A 19,135-nucleotide genomic window follows, 5' to 3' on the forward strand; every position below is an offset into this window, starting at 1 on the left:
GTATGCGAAGCGCGAAAGCATACAAGAAACAAAAATTAGAGGCAACAATGGAACTATTTGATAAAGCGTTAGGTGTTCACCCTTTTTCAATGAAATTAAGGTTAGACAGAGCAGAAGTCATTGCCAGTAACTTGGCTAATGTTGACACGCCTGGGTTTAAATCTCGAGATGTAGATTACCGTCAAATTATGCAAAGTGTTTCATCCAGTTTTTCGCAAAACAGAGATGTTGATTTTGCTGGTGTACAAACGGATGAACTTAAATATCGCGTTCCTTATCAACCATCAAGTGATGGCAACACTGTTGAGTTAAATATTGAGCAAGCAAAATTTGCCAGCAACAGTATGGATTTTCAAACCAGTTTGACCTTCTTAAATATGAAAATAAATGGCTTACATAAAGTTATTTCAGGGAAATCATAATGTCTTTTAATTCAATTTATGACGCTAGCGGCAGCGCCATGCGCGCTCAAGTTATTCGCCTCGATACCATTGCATCTAACCTAGCCAATGCCGATACCGCAGCCGGTTCAGAAGCCGACGCTTACAAGGCACTTAAACCAGTATTTTCTGCTTTGTACAAACAAACACAAGACAGCCAATCAATTTCAGCCTCGGTTGATGTATTAGGGATCACTGAGTCAAATCGTGCGGTAGAGCAGCGCTACGAGCCAAATAACCCAATTGCTAACAACGATGGTTATGTATTTTACTCCAACGTAAATGCACTTGAAGAAATGGCCGACATGATGTCTGCAAGTCGCAGCTACCAAACATCTGTTGAAGTTATGGGGCGTGTAAATAGCATGCAGCAAAGCATTCTTAAGTTAGGACAATAATTTTATGCAAGTTAATTCAGCCGTTCCAAGCGCAGCCGACGGGGCAAAAAACACCACGAATATTGCCGGTAATAGTTCAGCAGATGAAATGTCGACCATGTTTTTAGAGTTACTCGTTGCGCAAATCAGCAATCAAAATCCATTACAACCTATGGACGGCACCCAATATGTGAGCCAGCTTGCGGAGTTTTCTAATGTTGAGTCGTTACAAAGCATTCGCCAAAACACCGCCGATGGTTTGGATTATGTGAGCAGCTTAGCGGTGCTTGAAGCCACTAATATGGTTGGCCAAACGGTTGATGTACAAGCAAGCAGTATTGCCCTTGAACAAGATGGCAGTGTCTCTGGCATGGTTAATTTAGGGGAAGCGGCAGACTCTGTCACTGTGCAACTTTATAACCAAGAAGGTGAGCTAGTTGAAGAAAAACAACTGCCTTATTCTGGAGTCGGTTCATTGCGTTTTGAATTTGAAAACCAAGAAGCCGGTGCGTATGCAGTGAGAGCGTATGCCACTACTGAAGAGGTACCAAAGCAGCTTGATACTTGGCTAAGCGGTGAGGTTGAGCGTGTTTCTGTAGGTAAGTCGTTAGAAGATATTTTATTACAAGTCGATGGTTTGGGTAATTTTGGTATCACTGAAATTAATCAAGTGGCATAAATAAGAGGAATAAATAATATGTCTATGTTCAATATAGGATTAAGTGGTCTTAAAAGTACCCAAACAGGATTAGAAGTAACCAGTAATAATATTGCTAACTCGGGTACTGCTGGTTATAAAAATAACACCGCAGAATTTGCCGCAGTGTATAACGGCAGTCAACGCGGCGGCGTTAAAGTTGCCAATGTTAAAGAAGATTTTGTCACCGGTGGTGAAATTGTGCGCACCGGTAATGCGCTGGATATTGCTATTGATGGCCAAGGTTTTTTTGCCATATCAGAAAACGGCCGAACAGCTTACACCCAAGCAGGCCAGTTTCAGTTAGATAACGACTTAAATATTGTTAATGCCAACGGCGGCAAACTGCAAGGTTTTGGCGTGTCTCAGGTTGATGGTGGTGATCCGACAATTGTACCGGGTGTATTAACTGATTTAAAAATTGAAGCCTCAAACATAGAAGCACAAGCCAGTACCAATATTAACTTTAACGGTAACTTAAGTTCTTCTAGCGACGTGATTGCTTATCCAACAGCTCCTGCGCTATTTGATCCTAAAGATGGTAGCCAATATAACTTTTCTCAATCTACCGAAGTATTCGACTCCTTAGGTAACAGCCATGTAATGACTCAGTATTTTAACCATACGGGTAGCAACGAATGGCAAGCGATGTTTTTCTTAGATGGAAAGCCTTTAACTCAAGCGCAATTAGCTGCAACGGGTGCAACAATAGGAACTCAATCGGTTGATGATGGAACAGGTACAGCTACTACAGTGGCCGCTGGTACTTTAACTATAAAGTTTGATACTGACGGTCAAATGATCCCTTATTCGACAACACCGGATGTAAAAGCTGTCAACTTATCTGTTGGTGTTGCGGGCGCTGCTGCAACAACAAATGCTGAAATAAGTACTGGTGCTGCCGCTTTAGCTATAAACCTAAAATTCGATGGTACAACGCAGTTTGGTTCAAGTTTTAGTGTTAACGAAAATGATGCCAACGGCTATACCTCAGGGGCGTTTTCTGGTGTGAAAGTTGAAGACGACGGCCGTGTATTTGCAACATTTACTAACGGTGAATCTAAATTACAAGGTCAGGTTGTACTTGCCTCGTTTGCGAATGTTGATGGCTTAGAGCAAGGCAGTAATACCGTGTGGTATCAAACTGAAGAGTCAGGCTCTGCACTTTATGGCGAGCCAGAAAGTGGCTCATTGGGTAAATTACTGTCGGGTTCATTTATGGGCTCAAATGTTGATATTAGTGAACAGCTGGTTGGCTTAATGTCATTTCAACAAAATTACCAAGCCAATGCTAAAACCATCAGCAGTGCTGATGAAATGATGCAAATTTTATTTAGTAACACCTAAGGAAGCTGAGCGTGGAAAAGTTAATTTATACCGCCGTTTCGGGTGCTGAACTTAATAATACCGCCTTACGCGTTGCTGCAAATAACTTAGCAAATGTTAGCACCGTAGGTTTTAAGGCCGACTTAGAGCAAGCGCAATCAATGATGGTACAAGGCGAGGGCTTTCGTACTCGTTACCACGCGCAACTAACACCAGTAACTACTGACTTATCGTCAGGGCCAATCATGGATACTGGCCGTAATCTTGATATAGCACTGAGCAACGGCGGTTATTTAGAAGTGATGGATGACAACGGTGAACCGGCTTATACCCGTGCGGGTAACTTAGTGGTTGATGCCGATGGCTTTATTACTGTTAATGGCCGACGTGTGCAAGGTGACGGTGGCGATATTCAACTTCCTGAGTTTGGTGATATTGAAATTGGCTCAAACGGCATGATCAACCTAACCCCCATTGGCGGCGGTGTAATTGCAGAAGATGCGCAAATTAAATTAGCCAGTACCGATGCAAACTTAATTAAAGGTGCTGATGGCTTACTCAGAGCTAACGATTTACAGCCGCTTGAAGCCGACGAAACAATTACAGTAAGAACCGGTGCTTTAGAAGGTTCTAATGTGAATGCCGTGGCTGAAATGATCAAAACAATGAATATTAGCCGCCAATTTGAGATGAATGTAAAAATGATGAAGTCTGCTGACGAATTAGCGACCAGCGGTAATAAACTCATCAGCGGACGTGGATAAATAGGAAGCCAAACATGAATTCAGCATTATGGGTGAGTAAAACCGGTCTTGCAGCGCAAGATTTAAGAATGACAACAATATCGAATAACCTCGCGAACGTAAGCACTGCCGGTTTTAAAAAAGACAGAGCGGTATTTGAAGATTTATTTTACCAAGTACAAAAACAGCCTGGCGCGCAAGTAGATGAGCTTAATCAGCTGCCATCTGGGATTCAGGTGGGAACCGGCGTTCGTATTAACGGTACGCAAAAGCAATTTACTGAAGGCAGTTTTGAAACAACCAGTAACCAGTTAGATGTGGCCATTGCAGGGCAAGGCTTCTTTCAAATTGAAAGCCCTGACGGCGAGTTATTATTTACCCGTAACGGTCAGTTTCAGCTTAACTCCGAGTCATTACTGGTAAACAGCAACGGCTTACCATTGGCACAAAATATTGCGCTACCAGAGGGCACCACTAAAGTAAGTATTGGCACCGATGGCACCGTTACTGCGGTAGTGGGTAAGGATGCGCAAGCGGTTGAGTTAGGTCAAATGTTAACAGTTAACTTTGCAAATCCTGCAGGCTTACAAAGCTTAGGTGGCAATTTGTACCGCGAAACAGCAGCATCCGGTGAACCTGTTGAGGGGATCCCCGGTGAAGATGCTTTTGGTGGCTTGCAACAATTTACTATTGAAGGCTCAAACGTGAGCGTTGTTGATGAAATGGTAAGCATGATTGCCGTACAGCGCGCTTACGAGATGAACGCTAAAGTGGTCTCTGCGGCAGATGAAATGCTGCGCTTTATAAACCAAAACGTATGATTATGATGAATAAGTTAACATTATTTTTGCTGCTTTTGGGTGTTGCTGGTTGTAGCAATACCCCATCAAAAACCCAAATGGTGGAATGCGAAGTGGTGTATGGGGAAGTGAAATGCCCACAAAACACCACTCAAAAATCAGTTCAAGACTATGAAATAAGCCAAGATGCCTATGCACAGGGTTTGAATCAGCAAGATGGTAGCTTATTTCAAGATAACTATATGTTTTCTTTGTATGCAGATAAACGTGCTTACCGGGTTGGCGATATTTTAACTGTGGTGCTTAACGAGCGCACGCAATCGAGTAAAAGTGCCGATTCGAGTTTAGATAAAAGTACCGACTTGGATGTTTCGGTGCCAGTAGCTGGTGCACTCAATGTAGCTGATTTTAATTTGGGTATAGGCTCGAGTGCTAAGTTTGACGGTGAAAGCAGTGCCAGCCAGCAAAACTTCCTCAGTGGCGCTATTACTGTACGGGTTAATCATGTTTTATCTAATGGGTCGCTGGTTATTAAAGGGCGTAAGCAAATTAAGCTCAACCAAGGTGATGAATACATTGAAATTGAAGGGTTGGTTCGCCCAGGCGATATTGATGTAAGTAACCGTGTTTCGTCGCTTCGTATTGCAGAGGCACAAATAAGTTATACCGGCAAAGGCACTTTGGCAGATGCGAATCGTCCAGGTTGGTTTACCACTTTATTTACCCGATTCTTAAACCCGTTCTAAGGGATTACTGAGGTTTTAATGAAATATTTACTATTAATGCTAGTGTGCTTTTTTAGCCTATTAGCGCCTGCAACTGTGACCGCCAAAGCACGTCCATTATTAGATATTGTTGATGTGCTAGGTGTGCGAGAAAACCAACTGGTGGGTTACGGTTTAGTAGTGGGCTTGCCGGGGTCGGGTGATAAAGCCCAAGTAAAATTTGCCGGCCAATCGCTAAGTAATATGCTAAAGCAATTTGGTGTCTCTGTAGATGAAGAGCGATTACCAAAATCAAAAAATATAGCGGCTGTTGCTGTCCATGCTACGTTGCCGCCTATGGGAAGCCCAGGCCAAGCCATTGATGTAACTGTGAACTCATTAGGCGATGCAAAAAGCTTACATGGTGGCAGCTTAATGTTGACCCCGTTAAAAGGGGTTGATGGCAAAGTGTATGCGCTAGCACAAGGTAATTTAGTGGTGGGCGGCATTAATGCTAGCGGTAAAAGTGGCTCCTCGGTGACTGTTAATGTGCCTACTTCAGGGCTTATTCCTAATGGTGCAATTATTGAGCGCAGTGTTATGGCTATGTATGAAAGTCAAAGCGATGTAATTCTTAATTTAAAAGCTCCAAATTATCAAACTGCCCGCAATGTTGTACGTGCTATCAATAAAGTATTTGGGCCTGATGTAGCTACTGCTGAAAACTGGGCGCGCTTAGTGGTTAGTGCGCCAAGCGATGCCAATAGTCGCAACACGTTTATGTCGATGCTACAAGATATTACTGTAGAGCAAGGTTCTGAGCGCCCAAAAATTGTATTTAATAGCCGCACAGGTACTGTCGTAATGAACAATACAGTGCGAGTTAATCAGGCTGCGGTTAACCATGGCAATTTAACCATTACCATAAGTGAACAAGAGCAAGTGTCGCAACCAGGGCCGTTTTCAAATGGCCAAACTACGACCACGCAATCAAGTGATATCACGGTAGATCAACAACAAAAAAATATGCTGTTGTGGCCTGAAGGCACCTCATTAGATGAAATTGTAAAAGCGGTAAATGCACTTGGCGCAACGCCAGCCGAGCTTATGTCGATATTAATTGCACTTGATAATGCTGGGGCTCTAGAAGCCGAGCTATTAGTTATTTAAAGGAAATAGCCATGAAAATAGAGTCATCAACCCAATTATCTCAGTCATTAGCGATAGACCCCACTCATCTAGAAAATATTACCGGCAATAGTGAAGCTGGCGTTAAACAGGCAGCAGAGCAGTTTGAAGCCATTTTTTTACAGCTGGTATTAAAAAGTATGGATAGCACCACCAAAACTATGGCCGGTGACAATGGTTTTTTTAATAGTAACGAGCAAGCGCAATTTAGAGATATGCATAATGCTCAAACCGCGCAGCATTTAGCGTCAACTCATCAACTGGGTTTAGCCGAAGCAATTGTTAAGCAGTTTGATGAGAAAATTGCCCCCATAGAAAATACATTTAAGAATAGCCAAAGTTTGGTCGCTAATGATCAACATAAAGGTGCTGAAAGCGTTGAGCCAACCCAAAGCTATGATATTTATGCGGGATCGGCATTTGTTCAGCCATTGAATGCTAATACGATTAGGTAGTTAATTATGTCTATGTTAAATAACGCGTTAAGCGGCCTCAATGCTGCAAATATTGCGCTGACTGTGTCAGGGCAAAATGTCGCGAATGCAGCCGTTGAGGGTTATTCGCGTCAGCAAGCTCAATTTAAAACCTCTAATGTATATTTAGGCGGGGTTGAGGTGGCGTCTGTTGATCGGGTTGTTGACGCCTTTTTAAATGACGATATTTGGCGCACTAATTCTGATACCACTTATTATGAAAACAAACAGTCATACCTAGGTTTTATTGAGCAAATCATTGGTACCGACTCTTTAAACTTAAATAACTCCCTTGCAAGCCTAACAGATGCACTCAATGCTGCAGCAACCAAGCCTGATTCACAGGCTTTCAGGCAACAATTTTTATCCTCTGCAGAGGGCTTTATGCAAGATATTGCGCAAATTAATGGCGCTTTGGCAGGACAAGCAACAAAGTTAAATGCACAAATGAGTAATGTGGCGCTTAATGTGTCTTCTATTACTAAGCAAATAGCCGAAATTAACAGTAGCATTGGATTAGCAACAGCAAACAAGCAATCAACCGCAGAGTTAAAAGATAATCGAGAACGCCTAGTAAACCAGTTATCAGGGCATATTGGCGTATCTATTGTTGAGCGAGATAATGGCTTTATTGATATTAGTACCTTAAGTGGTGCCCCGCTGGTGGTAGGGAGTAAAGCGGCATCAATCTCAGTAAATGGAACAACAGTAACGAGTAACTTTATTGGTCAAGAATTCACCCTTGATAAAAACGTTGGTGGTCAATTTGGTGGTTTAATAAGCGTTGATAACGATGTAATAAAACCAACTCTTGCAACCTTAAATAGCTTAGTTGCCGACCTTGCCGATGATATGAACGGTGCATTACAAAGTGGTTTTGATTTAAATAACGACTCCGGTGAAGCACTGTTTACATACAACCCATTAAACCCATTAGGGACGATTGAGATTAACCCTGCGATCACCACTGATAAACTTGGTTTTAAAGACAGTAGTACCTCAGGACCTGGTGATAATTCTAATATTGCTAATATTGTTGCTTCAATGGCAGGAAAAGGCGATAAGTTTACGTTATTAGTGGGGGATCTTGCTATTACTAGTAAGCAAAACTTAAATAGCATTACCACCGCCACTAATTTAAGTGAAAACGCCATTGCTGCGCGCGATAGCTACAGCGGGGTGAACCTTGATGAAGAGGCGGCAAACTTAATGCATTTTCAACAAATGTACAGTGCCAATGCCAAAGTGATCAGCACAGCAGATCAAATGTTTAAATCTTTACTGCAAATGTTTTAAAAGGGCAATGTTATGCGAGTTAGTAGTCATCAGTTTCATTTAAATTCAATCAAAAACATTCAAAGTAATACTGAAAACTTTAACGAAAAATCAATTCAGTTAGCAACCAATAAGCGTATTCTCAAGCCCTCAGATGATCCGCTTGGCACTGTAATGATCATGAACCTAGGTTCAGAAATAAAATCGTTAGAGCAATACAAAACCAATATGGATGCAGTTAACTTTTCATTAGGTCAACAAGAAGTACAGCTAACCGGTATTGTTAACCAAATATATTCATTGCAAAGTTTAATTACCACCGCAGCTGATGGTTCAATGGGCGAGGCAGAAATTAAAGCACTCGGCCAAGAAATGAGTGTGGCTTTTCCGGCAATTGTTGATTTACTAAATGCAACCGACAGCGATGGACAATATTATTTTTCGGGTAGTAAAACCGATGAAAAACCGTTTCAAATTGATGCGACGGGTAATTATGTTTATGCCGGTGACGATATTGTCAGAGAAGTCGCTGTATCTGACGACTCAAGTGTAAAAAACAATATCGTAGGTAATGATTTAGATCCTGGTGCAGGTTTTTTAAATGCCATGCAAGACTATCTTGTTGATGTAAATAATCCGCCAGCAGGTGGTGTTGGCAATCAATCACGGGTGATGATAGATAAATTAGCTGACTTTTTAGGTACTATTAGTAGCCAAGTGACCACCATAGGCTCTACTATGGCGTCGCTTGATTCGATTACTACCAGTAATCTAGATATCACCACATTTACGGTTAACTTGCAGGACGATTTGAGTGCTGTAGATTATCCAGAAGCGTTTATTTCGATGAATGAATCTATGGCGGCGTATGAATCATCGATGCAGGTTTACTCGACAGTAAGTAAACTTTCATTGTTTTCATACATTTAAAATTATAATACTTTCAGGAACTAACTATGCTGGTTAAAAGTAGCGAAAAAGCGCAAGCAATTGACTTGGTTAATACCAATAAATCGGATGCACTCGTTACATCAACAAAGGATTCTGCTAACAATTTGTGGAAAAACAAAATTGTTGCCAGAGAGGACCAAGTTAAAGTACTGACTGGCTGGGCGCAGCGCGGGGCACTGAGTCAAGCGCTAGCAAAAGCCGAACAAAGCGAAAGCACTATTCGTAATTTGTATATGGGGCTTGAAAAATTAGCACAACAATTAAATACCCAAGCTGCTAACACTCAGCCACAACCTATGCAACAACAGCAAATTAAAGTGCAAATAGCGTCATTACAAAACACAGCAAATAAAAAAGGCTCAGGACTTGATACCCAGCTGAAAATAACGGATCCAAATCGCGCTATTAGCAAACAGCTTAATGCAAATATAGACCTGCTTAGCGCACGTCCACATGAAGAAAATATCCAGTTAGTGATGGGTCGCTCGGGCAAATCATTAAGCTTAAAGATACCAGCCTATCAAGATGAAAAAACCAATTTAACTGCCATTCAAAATGCGTTTGCACCACATCATATAAATGTTGAGCTTAATCGTGAAAACCGTCTGCTTTTTAGTGCGCAAAAGGATAATGCATCCCCACTTTTAGAGCCTTGGGTTATGAGTGGTCAAGGTGTGCGCGTTGCGGCGGGTAATCCGATTTCGTTGCAGCTTAATGATTTAGATAACCCACTAAATGAACTTGCTAAAATAGCGGATAAAAATGCCACTATTGCACAGCATCGTGAACAAATCCAAACTGCGCAGCGCCATTTAAAAGCGAATTTAATAAAAATTCAGGCACAAAAACAACAATTACAAAGCCAACTAGAGCAGCTTGACTCTGCTAGTTCATTAGCTAACACTGATGAACTACTTGCTTTAAGTCTAGGGGTTAAACAGCATATGCAAAACCCTGGGGTAAATAGTGTAGCTGCGATTATGTCGCAGGCAAACATTACCCGTAATATGGTGCAATACTCACTCACCTAATTTTTTAATGCAGCAAGCTAGTATTGCTGCATCGTTTTTTATTTCTGCGATTCCTCTTATCTGCTTTTAGCCAACGGAAATGCCTATTTTACCCGCTTTGAACACATTGCTTAAAAAAATATAAAAATAATTAGAAAAAAGTTTAGGTAATTAAAAATATGGTCGCTCTTAGTTATTAGAAGGTGATTTAGGTTCACTAATTACTTTAGCTATTCATTCAAAGAGGAAATAAACATGGCTTTATCAATTCAATCAAACATGGCTTCAATGTCAATCCAAAACCAACTTGGTCGTAGCAACAACGATTTATCTACAGCGCTTGAGCGTTTAGGTTCTGGTTTTAAAATTAACTCTGCAAAAGATGATGCGGCTGGTCTACAAATCGCTTCACGTCTAAACGCACAAGTACGTGGCCAAGAAGCAGGAATTTATAACGGTAACAACGCCATGTCTATGATGCAAACAGCTGAAGGCGCGTTTGATGAAATGACTAACATTGCTTACCGCATGAAAGAACTTGCTACTCAAGGTTCAAGTGATACAAACGGTGCAAAAGAGTGGGCTGCACAAAGTGCAGAATACACAGCACTAGCTGCTGAGCTTACAAATATCATGACTAATACGTCGTTTGGTGATGGCACTGCGCTACTTACTGGTGGTAAGTTTGCTGGTGCGGTTACTTTTCAGGTAGGCTCAAGTACTACTGAAACCTTGGCAGTAGATATTTCTACAGAGCTAGGCGATGTGACAACAGCTATTGGTAATGCTGCTGCATTCACTGATGTTGCTACAGCACAAGCGCAGATTGGATTTGTTGATACTTTAGTTGGCGAAATTGGTACTGCACGTTCAACGCTTGGTGCATCAATGAACCGTCTTGACCATACAATGACTAACGTATCTAACATGAAGCAAAACACTCAAGCTGCTGTAGGTACGTTAATGGACGCTGATTTTGCTGCTGAAACATCAAACATGACTAAGCAACAATTGCTAATGAACTCTGGTATCTCGGTACTGAGCACAGCTAACAGCACAACACAAATGATTGGTTCACTACTTCGTTAATAGTGATTAATCAATTAAGTATGCATAGCTACACCTAAGGTGTAGCTATTATTGTTTATAGTCATAAGTAAAAATATTTACTTTAGATTTTTTTGCTTATAACTAAAATGCTTGGAGATTAAAATGAGCTCTGCAATAGGAATAAATCCTGGGCAATTAGCCTCACAATATACACAAATTGAGCGTAGCGCTAAAGATCAGCAATTAAGTACTAAAAGTAGCCTTTTTAGCAATCAAATTAAGGCGTTTGATAGCCTGAAAAGTAATTTATCAAACTTTTTTGATGACTTACAAACCAATCTTAAAGATACCAGTAGCTTGTTTGCTAACACCGCTACGGTGAGCAATTCATCCGCATTAGCAGTAACAGCAAGCGGCACAGCAGCCAGCGGTGAGTACGATGTATTTGTCGAGCAATTAGCACAAGCACACCAAGTGGCATTGAGTTTTGATCCGGCTAAAGCTTTAACCACGGATGGTGAGTTGAGTATTGATTTGGCAGGCAGTGCGTTTAGTGTTGACTTTGCAAGCCTTGGCGCCGATGCATCATTAACTGATGTTGCTAATGCCATCAACTCACATGTTGATAATAGCGGTGTTAAAGCCTCTGTTGTGCGCTCTGGCACAGAAACCTTTTTAACTTTAACCAGTGCTGAGTCGGGTGCTGCTAATCAGGTGGGGGTGAGCTTTACTGAAGGTACGGATGCCAATGGCAGTGATATCACCAATGCTATAACAAACAAACAAGAGTTAACCTTAGCGCAAGATGCGATTGTCAAACTAGGGGCTAACTCAGCACTTACAATCACTTCAAGCAGTAATAAACTCGATACGGTTATTGATGGGGTAACGATTGATTTAACGCAGGCGCAGTCGCTGGGCGATCAGCCAATTCATATATCAATTACCCAAGATCAAGAAAGCTCTAAAGAAAACATTCAAAGTTTTGTGGATAAATTTAATTCGCTCACCAATGGCATTACCAGTAACCAGTACTTAAAACGAGATAATATGGCTGCCGGCCTTGCTCGCTCTTTACGCAACGATTTTCAGGGTACGTTTGAAGGTAAAACCTTGTTCTCTGTGGGTATTGAATTTGATCGTAGCGGTAACTTAAAAATAGATAATAAAAAACTTGAAGAAGCTATGGCTACTAATCCTGAGCAGTTAACCAGCATGCTCACAGGTGAAAACGGTTTATTGTCTAAGCTAGAAACCCGCGTTGAGCCTTTCACTAAAAGCTATGGTTTGATGACGGATAAAAAGCAGTCATTGCAAGCGAGCTTAAATATAGTCAATAGGCAACAAAAAGATCATGAAGTGTCTATGGAGCAAGTGTACCAACGCTACTTGTCGCAGTTTACACAAATGCAACAGACTATTGCACAATTAGAATCTACAATGGGTCAATTTGGGAGCTAAACATAGATGTTAGATTTAAATGATGGCTTTTCAGCCTATAAAAGTACATCAGTAGATGCAAAAGCGGCCTGTGCCGATATTCATAAATTAGTATTGATGTTATTTGATGGTTTTTCAGATGAGCTTGAAAAAGTCACAGGCCACATAAAACAAAAAAGATACGATAAAAAAGCCGAAAGTATTGAAAAGCTAATGCGCATTTTAGGCGGGCTTGAGGCCTCATTAGATCTTGAAAAAGGCGGTGAAGTAGCGCAAAACATGCAAAACCTTTATCAGCATTGTGGGCAAGCATTATTGCAAGCCAGTATAAAAAATGACTTGAGCTATATTGACTCCACCCGTGTAGTGATGACCAACTTGCAAGAAGGGTGGCAAGGCTTAGGTACACAATAAACAAATCTAAACCAGCTACCAATAGCTGGTTTTTTCATTTTTAACACCGCTTTTTTATATCTCCCCCCACTGCCTAAATAATTATTCAATTCATTATTAATAACATATCACTTCCTTCCGATGTGGAAGTTCCGCTTCCGCTTTTTGGGTTTTTATTTTATTTTTTGTTATAAAACAATGGCTTAAAGTTGGCTTGTTTATTGCTAAATGAAACATGAACTTATAATGAATTTAGTATTGCTAATGGAACACTCTCAAAAATACGCAGCGCAAAAAATGGAACAATTACTTAGCACCATGGAAGATGCTATCCATGAGAGTAATTGGTATGAGGTTAAATCAGCCGATAAGCAGCTGCTTGCATTTTATAATGAGCTGCAAAATATGCCTTGCTTTAGTTCAATGAAGGCTGAACAAAATAACTTAAAAGCACGTTACGTTGACTTAATCGACCTAGTGAGCCAAAAACAAGCGGCCATTAAAGTACAAATGCAGCGCCACCAGGAAGATAAAGAAGGTTTAATTGCGTATAAAAAAGTACAACAAGGACAGTCACTATGAGTATCCAAGCAAATACTATGGCGACAAAGACTGACTTTGGCAGTGCCACTAATAAACCAACCATCTTAAAGAGCAGTACACCTGCAGATGCGCAAGAACAACAGAGCGAGCTTGAGCCGTTTACGCTTTCTTCAAAGCAACAGCAAACAAAACAGCAAAATGTGCAAGGTGAACAACCTCAAGAAAGCTCAGAACAACTAGTGCAAGAAGATGCCATTACAGAAACACAAGAAATAATAAACCCGTACTTTTTAAACACTGCAAATTATAATCTTGATAGCAGTAAAATAAACGCGCCTGTCACAAATTTACTCAACTCAAATAGTAACCTTGCTCTTGATAACGGCACTGCAGCAGTGGAAACACCACCAGCACAACTTGTTATTGATGAGCAGTTAAAGAGTAAGCCTTTAGAGACTCTGCACGAAGAAGGCATTATAACTCAAGAGTCAGCTAAAACTGCGTCTGTACAAAATATGACAGTGCATAGTGATGTTTTAACTGTGCCTGCTGCAGCTATAAATGTAACGCCAGCGAATACACCCGTTAATAAAGAATTAAATACACTCGATTTAGCCAAAGTACCACAAACATTGTATTCGCAAGCGCTTTTGAATCGATTAAATCAACCTTCGGTAGTGTTGAATACTTATAGACACGCGCAATCAAGTAGCCCAACCAATGAGCAACTAGCTGCACAACCGAGTATTGGGCTCAGTAAGCTCGAGCTTGCTGCACTGACTCAAAACACGCAATCGAAACTTCTCAACGTTGAATCTCGTGAAGGCAGCAGTCAAAAATCAGCATTAGTGAATGCTTTTTCATCTGCCGCCACCGCGCCAGAAACATTTGAGTGGCAAAAAGAAAAATTAAAAGAGGCTCCCAGTGAATGGGGGCAGCGCTTATTGCATGTACTTGGCGACAAGGTAAAGCTGCAAATAGGCCAGCAACTTCAGCGCGCGCAAATTAGATTAGATCCTCCAAACCTAGGCAGTATTGAAATATCTATTAATATCGAAGGGGATAAAACCTCAGTCAGTTTAACTACGAGTAATGCGCAGGTTAGAGATGCCATAGCGCAAACTTTAGAGCAGTTACGTCAGTCTTTGTCGCAAAACTCAAACAGTACAGTGGATGTTAATTTGAGTGATAAACAGCAGCAACCTCAACAGCAAAGCGACAATAGCGGCATTGCAAATAATCATACTGAGATGCCTTCAATTGATGATGACAACAGCATTCGCACGCCTAAATCGCCATTAGATTGGTTGGATTTATTAGTATAACTACCTTGGATTAAGAGAGATAAAAGTGAAAAAAATAATAATAGCCCTAACTGTAATTGCACTTATTGCGGCTGCCTTTTTTGCGGGACAGTTTTTTAACGACAGTGATTCATCAAAAGAAGGTCCGCAAGCAGATATAACAAAAGTTGAATACCACGAAATGGAGCGCTTTATTATAAGCGTATCAGAGGACTCAATTGCCCGCTATTTAGTACTCGACTTGGTACTTGTTACTTCACCATCTGTATACAACACAGGCACAGAGGCGATGGAGCCGCTTGTAAGAAATGTACTGGTAAAACAGTTTGCCAATATGAGTCATAGCCAAGCAAAAGCCGCTTTTAAAGATATAGATGCGGTTCAAAAAAACTTATTAGAGCAGTTTAATTTAGTGTTAGCGAATACGGTATCTGTTCGATTGGATAACGTACTTATTACGAACGTCTTCATTCAATAGGCCATCGCTATGATGCTGCAAGAAGAGTGGGGCGAGTTAATAACAGAACCACCAGTCACCTTAACGCCACAAAAAGAGACGCAACTATTATCGCAGTACTCTTATTTGGTGAATCGAGCGGCTGCGCACATGCGCACTCAAGTGGGTGTTATTGTCGATAATGATGATATTTATCAAATAGGTATTATTGCGCTGCTGTCGTCTATTCGTCGCTATGGTCGGGATTTAGATGAGAAGTTTGCTGCATTTGCGTTTAAGCGTATTCGTGGTGCTATGTTAGATGAGTTTAGGCGTGTCGATTGGCGCCCACGACAGTTAAGGCAGCAGTCTCATCAGCTTCGTGATATGAGCCGTTCACTGCAAAAAAAGCTCGGTCGTGATGCAACAGACACCGAAATGTGTGAGGCGTTAGGAATTAACCATAAAGAGCTTATTCAACTGCATTACAGTGAGCAAGCTGAAGCATTTGATAGCCTTGAAGCGCTATTGGAAGCTAACCCAAATTTAGCGCTTACCTCTGCACATACACACGACAAAGAAGAGACAGCAGCCATGCTAAAAGTGGCGATGAGCAAACTCAATACCCGAGAAAAGCTGCTCTTGCAATTATATTACATGCACGAAATGAATATGAAAGAAATAGCGTTAACGCTCGATTTAACCGAGGCACGTGTTTGCCAACTTCATAAACAAGCACTTGAAGCGCTTACACAAGCGCTTCAAAAAATCTAATACCTAAGGAATAAAGAATGCAAAGAGTTATAGGGTTAATAGTAGTACTTGCAACAGTATTAGGTGGTTTTGCGTTTGCGGGCGGCAACATTGCCACTATGTGGCAGCCATACGAGTTTTTAATTATTTTTGGCGCAGGCTTTGGGGCGTTAATTGTGGGTAATTCAAAGTATGTACTGACAGAAATGCTATCGCAATTAAAGTATCAATTTATTAGTGGTAAAGGAACCGATACGTCTGAGCTGTACCATGACTTACTACTTGTTATTTACTCTTTATTAGACTTAGCCAGAGTGAAAGGCATTAAAGGATTAGATGAGCATGTTGAAAACCCAGAAACCAGTTCTATTTTTCTTGCCTACCCTAAAGTGTATGAGTTCCCACAGCTAGTTACTTTTATTTGCGATAACTTACGTTTATTTAGTATGGGAAAAATCAACTCTCATGACTTTGATGCCATGTTAGAGCAAGAGATTTATACCATTGAAGAGCAACGTCTTAAACCTTCTCATTCACTTGCTAATATAGCTGAAGCTATGCCAGGTTTTGGTATTTTAGCAGCGGTTGGCGGCATTATTATTACCATGCAGCATCTTGATGGACCTTTAAGTGAAATTGGCTACCATGTAGCAGCGGCGTTGGTGGGTACTTTTATTGGTATTTTTGCTTGTTACTGTTTAATTGCACCGCTTGCCTCAGCGATGGAGCAGTATGTAAAAAAACAAGTGGCAATGTTTGAGTGTGTGCGTGCCATGTTAGTGGCGCATGCTAAAGGGCATGTGCCTATTGTGGCGACTGATTCAGGCCGAAAATTAATTAATGAAGAAATTAAACCGACCTTTACCACCATGGAAGAGTGGATCACTAACAAGGCGGCTTAATGATGGAAAACAAAAATCAAGAAATCGTCATCAAACGCTCTCGTAGAAGAGCAACCGAAAAGCCTCATGGTGGTGCTTGGAAGGTTGCCTTTGCCGATTTTACTTTGGCGATGATGGCGTTTTTTATGGTGATGTGGATCATGGCGATCACCAATGAATCTGAGCGTGAAGAAATAGCACACTATATGCGAACTCACTCAATTTTTGATGGTGGCCCCGCTATTTTTGATCCTCAAAACAGCCCATTCCCCGTTGATTTAGGGGGATCTCCTTCTGTAATTAAGCACTTAGAGTCGGGAATTACGCCTCCGGACTCTCCAAAACCTGGAATGAGTGAAGTATTACAAGTGCCCGATGGCACCGTTGAGCCTAAAGCAGGGCAAGGCGAGAAGTTAAATTCAGCGATTGATAGCCAATTTGAAGCTTCATCTGAGCTGAGCTTATTACTGGAAAGTATTGATGAACTCAGTAAAGAAGAGTTACTAAAAAATAACTTACTAGTTGAAGAAGTGCCCTTGGGGCTCAGAGTGATCATTAGAGACGATAAGCACCACCAAATGTTTGAACGCTCAAAGTCGCAAATGACTCCATTTTTTGAAGATCTGTTTCTATACCTTGGCGGATTAGTTAAAGACATTAACAACAAAATCATTATTTCTGGGCACAGCGATGCCAGCTTATTTGTTGATGGCAGCTCTCGTAATTGGGACATTTCTGGCGATAGAGCGCAGCAAGCAAGAAAAGTAATGACCATGGGCGGAATGCCATCCAGTCAGGTGCTTCAAGTAAATGCGTTTTCATCAAATCGGCCAATTAACAAAGAAAATAAAAAAGCCAGCGAAAACAGACGTGTTGAATTGCTGATCTTAACTAAAGATGCGCAGGATAAATTTAACCAATTATTTGATGATAGCAACATTAACAATCCGATAAAAAAAGCGGCTGGTGCGGCAACGGCTAACAAACCCGTGCTACGCCTTGAAGAGAATTATGAGTAACCAATCAGACACTAAACGAAGTTACAAAAGGTGGAACTTAAACCTTAAAGATAATTACGAGCCTGAGTCAGTTCAGCTTGGCGGGGTGGGCGTGCAGTTATTACGCCGTTGTTTTATTGATATTTCACTATGCCATGGTGTGGCAAAAGATATTAGCGTGGGCGGTGTGGGGTTATTAGTACCTGCTGAAAAGACGATCCCCAATAAAATTATTGTGGTGTTTGATAAAACCAATCGATTGGCTGGCAAAGTGATGTATCGCCGTGCAGTGAGTGAAAAATTAATGTTTTTAGGGGTTGAGTGGATAAGCAAAAATGAGCGCTTACGCAGCGATATTGTTAATCGTTTACAGCTACAAGCCCAATTGAAAAAAGCAAAAAAACGAACATAAGCTGAATATAAATGAATCAGGAAAAACAGTGGTATGAGTAAAACGTTAAACGCTAAAACAAAGTTAATTAAAGCGAAAGATTCTGAGCATATTACGCCATTTGCACTCACGCTTGAGCAAAGAGCATATGAACAAGCACAACAAAAAGCAGCGCACATAAACGTTAATATTCGTAAAACTTTGGAGTTAGAGCTAGCCCAATTATTTAACGACAGCCGTTTTGATGTAGAAATTTCGCCTTGTTCGCATTCGGTTATTAACAGTTGGTTTAAAGAATCCTCAAGGATATTTCTTGCCTGCCCTTTATTTGCCCCTTCTCAAGGTGAGGCCTATTTAGCGCTTGATTATCAAAGTGCATATAAAACAGCTGATTTATGCTTAGGTGGGCAATTTAATAATGTGAACAGCACAGAGCAAGTCTCTGATGAGGTGAATAACGAATTAAGCTCAACAGAAAGCCGTATTTGTGGTCGCTTACTACAGCGCCAAGTGCAGGGCATTCAAGGCTTATTATTTAGAGAACGCTCAGCGTTATTAGGTGAGATACAAAAGTCTCATGCCTTACCTGAAGCATTACAATATTTAGCCTTTAAAGTGCGGTTTATATTAGAAAACCAAGTAATAAGTTGGTTTTTATGGCTGCCAATTAGCTTTTTTTGCGCAGCTGATAGCGAGCAAGATTCAGCAAATAACGAAACACTCAATACTGATATGTGGACACAGTTTGCGGTGCAAGGTCAGATTGAAATGGCGAAGAAAAAAGTCACTTTAAAGCAATTAAAGGCCTGTGTAGCCGGCGGGGTATTACCCATTGAACTTAATGAAGCTGCACTATTTAACCTAGGTCATAAACAAATATTTAAAGGCCAAGTTGTTGAGCAAGAGACTGGCTTAGCATTTCAAATCACACAATTATCAAACAATACAACGAGTAACTAAAT

23 protein-coding genes are annotated in these 19,135 nt (G+C 41.0%); all 23 read left to right on the top strand.

The genetic code is table 11. From position 1 onward, the window contains the following. Positions 1 to 2: 2 nt before the first annotated feature. The 23 genes from flgB to MTF66_RS17135 all read left to right on the top strand — a co-directional run bounded on the left by flgB (position 3) and on the right by MTF66_RS17135 (position 19,133). Positions 3 to 422: a flagellar basal body rod protein FlgB gene (gene flgB / locus MTF66_RS17025; protein WP_010391142.1), complete on the top strand. Its 420-nt coding sequence runs from the start codon at positions 3 to 5 to the stop codon at positions 420 to 422. Then, a complete protein-coding gene (gene flgC, locus MTF66_RS17030) occupies positions 422 to 838 on the top strand; it encodes a flagellar basal body rod protein FlgC (RefSeq protein WP_010391144.1) in 417 nt (138 codons plus the stop codon). The genes flgB and flgC overlap by 1 nt, the downstream gene beginning before the upstream one ends. Positions 839 to 842: 4 nt before the next feature. Next, complete coding sequence (locus tag MTF66_RS17035; RefSeq protein ID WP_138620860.1) at positions 843 to 1,496, top strand: flagellar hook assembly protein FlgD; 654 nt, start codon at positions 843 to 845, stop codon at positions 1,494 to 1,496. 18 nt (positions 1,497 to 1,514) lie between these two features. Beyond that, the gene (locus tag MTF66_RS17040; RefSeq protein WP_075170646.1) at positions 1,515 to 2,861 is read left to right on the top strand and encodes a flagellar hook protein FlgE; all 1,347 of its coding nucleotides are present in this window, start codon (positions 1,515 to 1,517) and stop codon (positions 2,859 to 2,861) included. A gap of 11 nt (positions 2,862 to 2,872) precedes the next feature. Next, the gene (locus tag MTF66_RS17045) at positions 2,873 to 3,604 is read left to right on the top strand and encodes a flagellar basal body rod protein FlgF (protein ID WP_075170645.1); all 732 of its coding nucleotides are present in this window, start codon (positions 2,873 to 2,875) and stop codon (positions 3,602 to 3,604) included. 14 nt (positions 3,605 to 3,618) lie between these two features. Then, a complete protein-coding gene (flgG, locus tag MTF66_RS17050; RefSeq protein ID WP_010391154.1) occupies positions 3,619 to 4,404 on the top strand; it encodes a flagellar basal-body rod protein FlgG in 786 nt (261 codons plus the stop codon). A gap of 2 nt (positions 4,405 to 4,406) precedes the next feature. Then, complete coding sequence (locus MTF66_RS17055) at positions 4,407 to 5,129, top strand: flagellar basal body L-ring protein FlgH (RefSeq protein ID WP_013464383.1); 723 nt, start codon at positions 4,407 to 4,409, stop codon at positions 5,127 to 5,129. 18 nt (positions 5,130 to 5,147) lie between these two features. Further along, entirely contained in the window at positions 5,148 to 6,257 is a 1,110-nt protein-coding gene (locus tag MTF66_RS17060) for a flagellar basal body P-ring protein FlgI (protein WP_138620862.1), read from the top strand. 11 nt (positions 6,258 to 6,268) lie between these two features. Continuing rightward, positions 6,269 to 6,730 (top strand): rod-binding protein, encoded by a 462-nt coding sequence (locus MTF66_RS17065; RefSeq protein WP_055011657.1) that lies wholly within the window; start codon positions 6,269 to 6,271, stop codon positions 6,728 to 6,730. Positions 6,731 to 6,736: 6 nt separating this feature from the next. Further along, complete coding sequence (gene flgK, locus MTF66_RS17070; protein WP_138620864.1) at positions 6,737 to 8,044, top strand: flagellar hook-associated protein FlgK; 1,308 nt, start codon at positions 6,737 to 6,739, stop codon at positions 8,042 to 8,044. Positions 8,045 to 8,056: 12 nt separating this feature from the next. Continuing rightward, positions 8,057 to 8,953 carry a flagellar hook-associated protein FlgL gene (gene flgL / locus MTF66_RS17075; RefSeq protein WP_013464386.1) on the top strand — a complete coding sequence of 299 codons (897 nt, stop codon included), beginning with the start codon at positions 8,057 to 8,059 and terminating at the stop codon, positions 8,951 to 8,953. Positions 8,954 to 8,979: 26 nt separating this feature from the next. Further along, the gene (locus tag MTF66_RS17080) at positions 8,980 to 10,005 is read left to right on the top strand and encodes a flagellin (protein ID WP_138620866.1); all 1,026 of its coding nucleotides are present in this window, start codon (positions 8,980 to 8,982) and stop codon (positions 10,003 to 10,005) included. Between the two features lie 234 nt (positions 10,006 to 10,239). Further along, positions 10,240 to 11,073 (top strand): flagellin, encoded by an 834-nt coding sequence (locus MTF66_RS17085; RefSeq protein ID WP_138569970.1) that lies wholly within the window; start codon positions 10,240 to 10,242, stop codon positions 11,071 to 11,073. A gap of 123 nt (positions 11,074 to 11,196) precedes the next feature. Continuing rightward, complete coding sequence (gene fliD / locus MTF66_RS17090; RefSeq protein ID WP_138569971.1) at positions 11,197 to 12,495, top strand: flagellar filament capping protein FliD; 1,299 nt, start codon at positions 11,197 to 11,199, stop codon at positions 12,493 to 12,495. Between the two features lie 6 nt (positions 12,496 to 12,501). Further along, positions 12,502 to 12,888 (top strand): flagellar export chaperone FliS, encoded by a 387-nt coding sequence (gene fliS / locus MTF66_RS17095; RefSeq protein ID WP_138620868.1) that lies wholly within the window; start codon positions 12,502 to 12,504, stop codon positions 12,886 to 12,888. Between the two features lie 225 nt (positions 12,889 to 13,113). Beyond that, positions 13,114 to 13,449, top strand: coding sequence for a hypothetical protein (locus MTF66_RS17100; protein WP_010391175.1), 336 nt, complete (start codon positions 13,114 to 13,116; stop codon positions 13,447 to 13,449). Further along, complete coding sequence (locus MTF66_RS17105; protein WP_138620870.1) at positions 13,446 to 14,735, top strand: flagellar hook-length control protein FliK; 1,290 nt, start codon at positions 13,446 to 13,448, stop codon at positions 14,733 to 14,735. The genes MTF66_RS17100 and MTF66_RS17105 overlap by 4 nt, the downstream gene beginning before the upstream one ends. A gap of 25 nt (positions 14,736 to 14,760) precedes the next feature. After that, positions 14,761 to 15,192: a flagellar basal body-associated FliL family protein gene (locus MTF66_RS17110; protein WP_013464390.1), complete on the top strand. Its 432-nt coding sequence runs from the start codon at positions 14,761 to 14,763 to the stop codon at positions 15,190 to 15,192. Positions 15,193 to 15,201: 9 nt separating this feature from the next. Beyond that, a complete protein-coding gene (locus MTF66_RS17115; RefSeq protein ID WP_138594183.1) occupies positions 15,202 to 15,924 on the top strand; it encodes a FliA/WhiG family RNA polymerase sigma factor in 723 nt (240 codons plus the stop codon). A gap of 17 nt (positions 15,925 to 15,941) precedes the next feature. Next, on the top strand, positions 15,942 to 16,805 hold the full coding sequence (gene motA / locus MTF66_RS17120) for a flagellar motor stator protein MotA (RefSeq protein WP_138620872.1): 864 nt from the start codon (positions 15,942 to 15,944) through the stop codon (positions 16,803 to 16,805). After that, positions 16,805 to 17,803, top strand: a complete 999-nt coding sequence (locus tag MTF66_RS17125) for a flagellar motor protein MotB (RefSeq protein ID WP_081374122.1) — start codon at positions 16,805 to 16,807, stop codon at positions 17,801 to 17,803. The genes motA and MTF66_RS17125 overlap by 1 nt, the downstream gene beginning before the upstream one ends. Then, positions 17,796 to 18,194 (top strand): PilZ domain-containing protein, encoded by a 399-nt coding sequence (locus MTF66_RS17130; RefSeq protein WP_075170637.1) that lies wholly within the window; start codon positions 17,796 to 17,798, stop codon positions 18,192 to 18,194. Before MTF66_RS17125 ends, MTF66_RS17130 begins: the two co-directional genes overlap by 8 nt. A 33-nt stretch (positions 18,195 to 18,227) precedes the next feature. Further along, a complete protein-coding gene (locus tag MTF66_RS17135; protein WP_081374121.1) occupies positions 18,228 to 19,133 on the top strand; it encodes a FliM/FliN family flagellar motor switch protein in 906 nt (301 codons plus the stop codon). The last annotated feature ends 2 nt before the right edge of the window (positions 19,134 to 19,135 follow it).

It is taken from the genome of Pseudoalteromonas sp. 2CM39R, assembly GCF_023161845.1.

What these genes read in the sequence shown, in the direction of transcription:
- flgB (WP_010391142.1), top strand. Translation starts at nt 3, where the DNA reads ATGCGAAGCGCGAAAGCATACAAGAAACAAAAATTAGAGGCAACAATG.
- flgC (WP_010391144.1), top strand. Translation starts at nt 422, where the DNA reads ATGTCTTTTAATTCAATTTATGACGCTAGCGGCAGCGCCATGCGCGCT.
- MTF66_RS17035 (WP_138620860.1), top strand. Translation starts at nt 843, where the DNA reads ATGCAAGTTAATTCAGCCGTTCCAAGCGCAGCCGACGGGGCAAAAAAC.
- MTF66_RS17040 (WP_075170646.1), top strand. Translation starts at nt 1,515, where the DNA reads ATGTCTATGTTCAATATAGGATTAAGTGGTCTTAAAAGTACCCAAACA.
- flgG (WP_010391154.1), top strand. Translation starts at nt 3,619, where the DNA reads ATGAATTCAGCATTATGGGTGAGTAAAACCGGTCTTGCAGCGCAAGAT.
- MTF66_RS17055 (WP_013464383.1), top strand. Translation starts at nt 4,407, where the DNA reads ATGATGAATAAGTTAACATTATTTTTGCTGCTTTTGGGTGTTGCTGGT.
- MTF66_RS17060 (WP_138620862.1), top strand. Translation starts at nt 5,148, where the DNA reads ATGAAATATTTACTATTAATGCTAGTGTGCTTTTTTAGCCTATTAGCG.
- MTF66_RS17065 (WP_055011657.1), top strand. Translation starts at nt 6,269, where the DNA reads ATGAAAATAGAGTCATCAACCCAATTATCTCAGTCATTAGCGATAGAC.
- flgK (WP_138620864.1), top strand. Translation starts at nt 6,737, where the DNA reads ATGTCTATGTTAAATAACGCGTTAAGCGGCCTCAATGCTGCAAATATT.
- flgL (WP_013464386.1), top strand. Translation starts at nt 8,057, where the DNA reads ATGCGAGTTAGTAGTCATCAGTTTCATTTAAATTCAATCAAAAACATT.
- MTF66_RS17080 (WP_138620866.1), top strand. Translation starts at nt 8,980, where the DNA reads ATGCTGGTTAAAAGTAGCGAAAAAGCGCAAGCAATTGACTTGGTTAAT.
- MTF66_RS17085 (WP_138569970.1), top strand. Translation starts at nt 10,240, where the DNA reads ATGGCTTTATCAATTCAATCAAACATGGCTTCAATGTCAATCCAAAAC.
- fliD (WP_138569971.1), top strand. Translation starts at nt 11,197, where the DNA reads ATGAGCTCTGCAATAGGAATAAATCCTGGGCAATTAGCCTCACAATAT.
- fliS (WP_138620868.1), top strand. Translation starts at nt 12,502, where the DNA reads ATGTTAGATTTAAATGATGGCTTTTCAGCCTATAAAAGTACATCAGTA.
- MTF66_RS17100 (WP_010391175.1), top strand. Translation starts at nt 13,114, where the DNA reads ATGAATTTAGTATTGCTAATGGAACACTCTCAAAAATACGCAGCGCAA.
- MTF66_RS17105 (WP_138620870.1), top strand. Translation starts at nt 13,446, where the DNA reads ATGAGTATCCAAGCAAATACTATGGCGACAAAGACTGACTTTGGCAGT.
- MTF66_RS17115 (WP_138594183.1), top strand. Translation starts at nt 15,202, where the DNA reads ATGATGCTGCAAGAAGAGTGGGGCGAGTTAATAACAGAACCACCAGTC.
- motA (WP_138620872.1), top strand. Translation starts at nt 15,942, where the DNA reads ATGCAAAGAGTTATAGGGTTAATAGTAGTACTTGCAACAGTATTAGGT.
- MTF66_RS17125 (WP_081374122.1), top strand. Translation starts at nt 16,805, where the DNA reads ATGATGGAAAACAAAAATCAAGAAATCGTCATCAAACGCTCTCGTAGA.
- MTF66_RS17130 (WP_075170637.1), top strand. Translation starts at nt 17,796, where the DNA reads ATGAGTAACCAATCAGACACTAAACGAAGTTACAAAAGGTGGAACTTA.
- MTF66_RS17135 (WP_081374121.1), top strand. Translation starts at nt 18,228, where the DNA reads ATGAGTAAAACGTTAAACGCTAAAACAAAGTTAATTAAAGCGAAAGAT.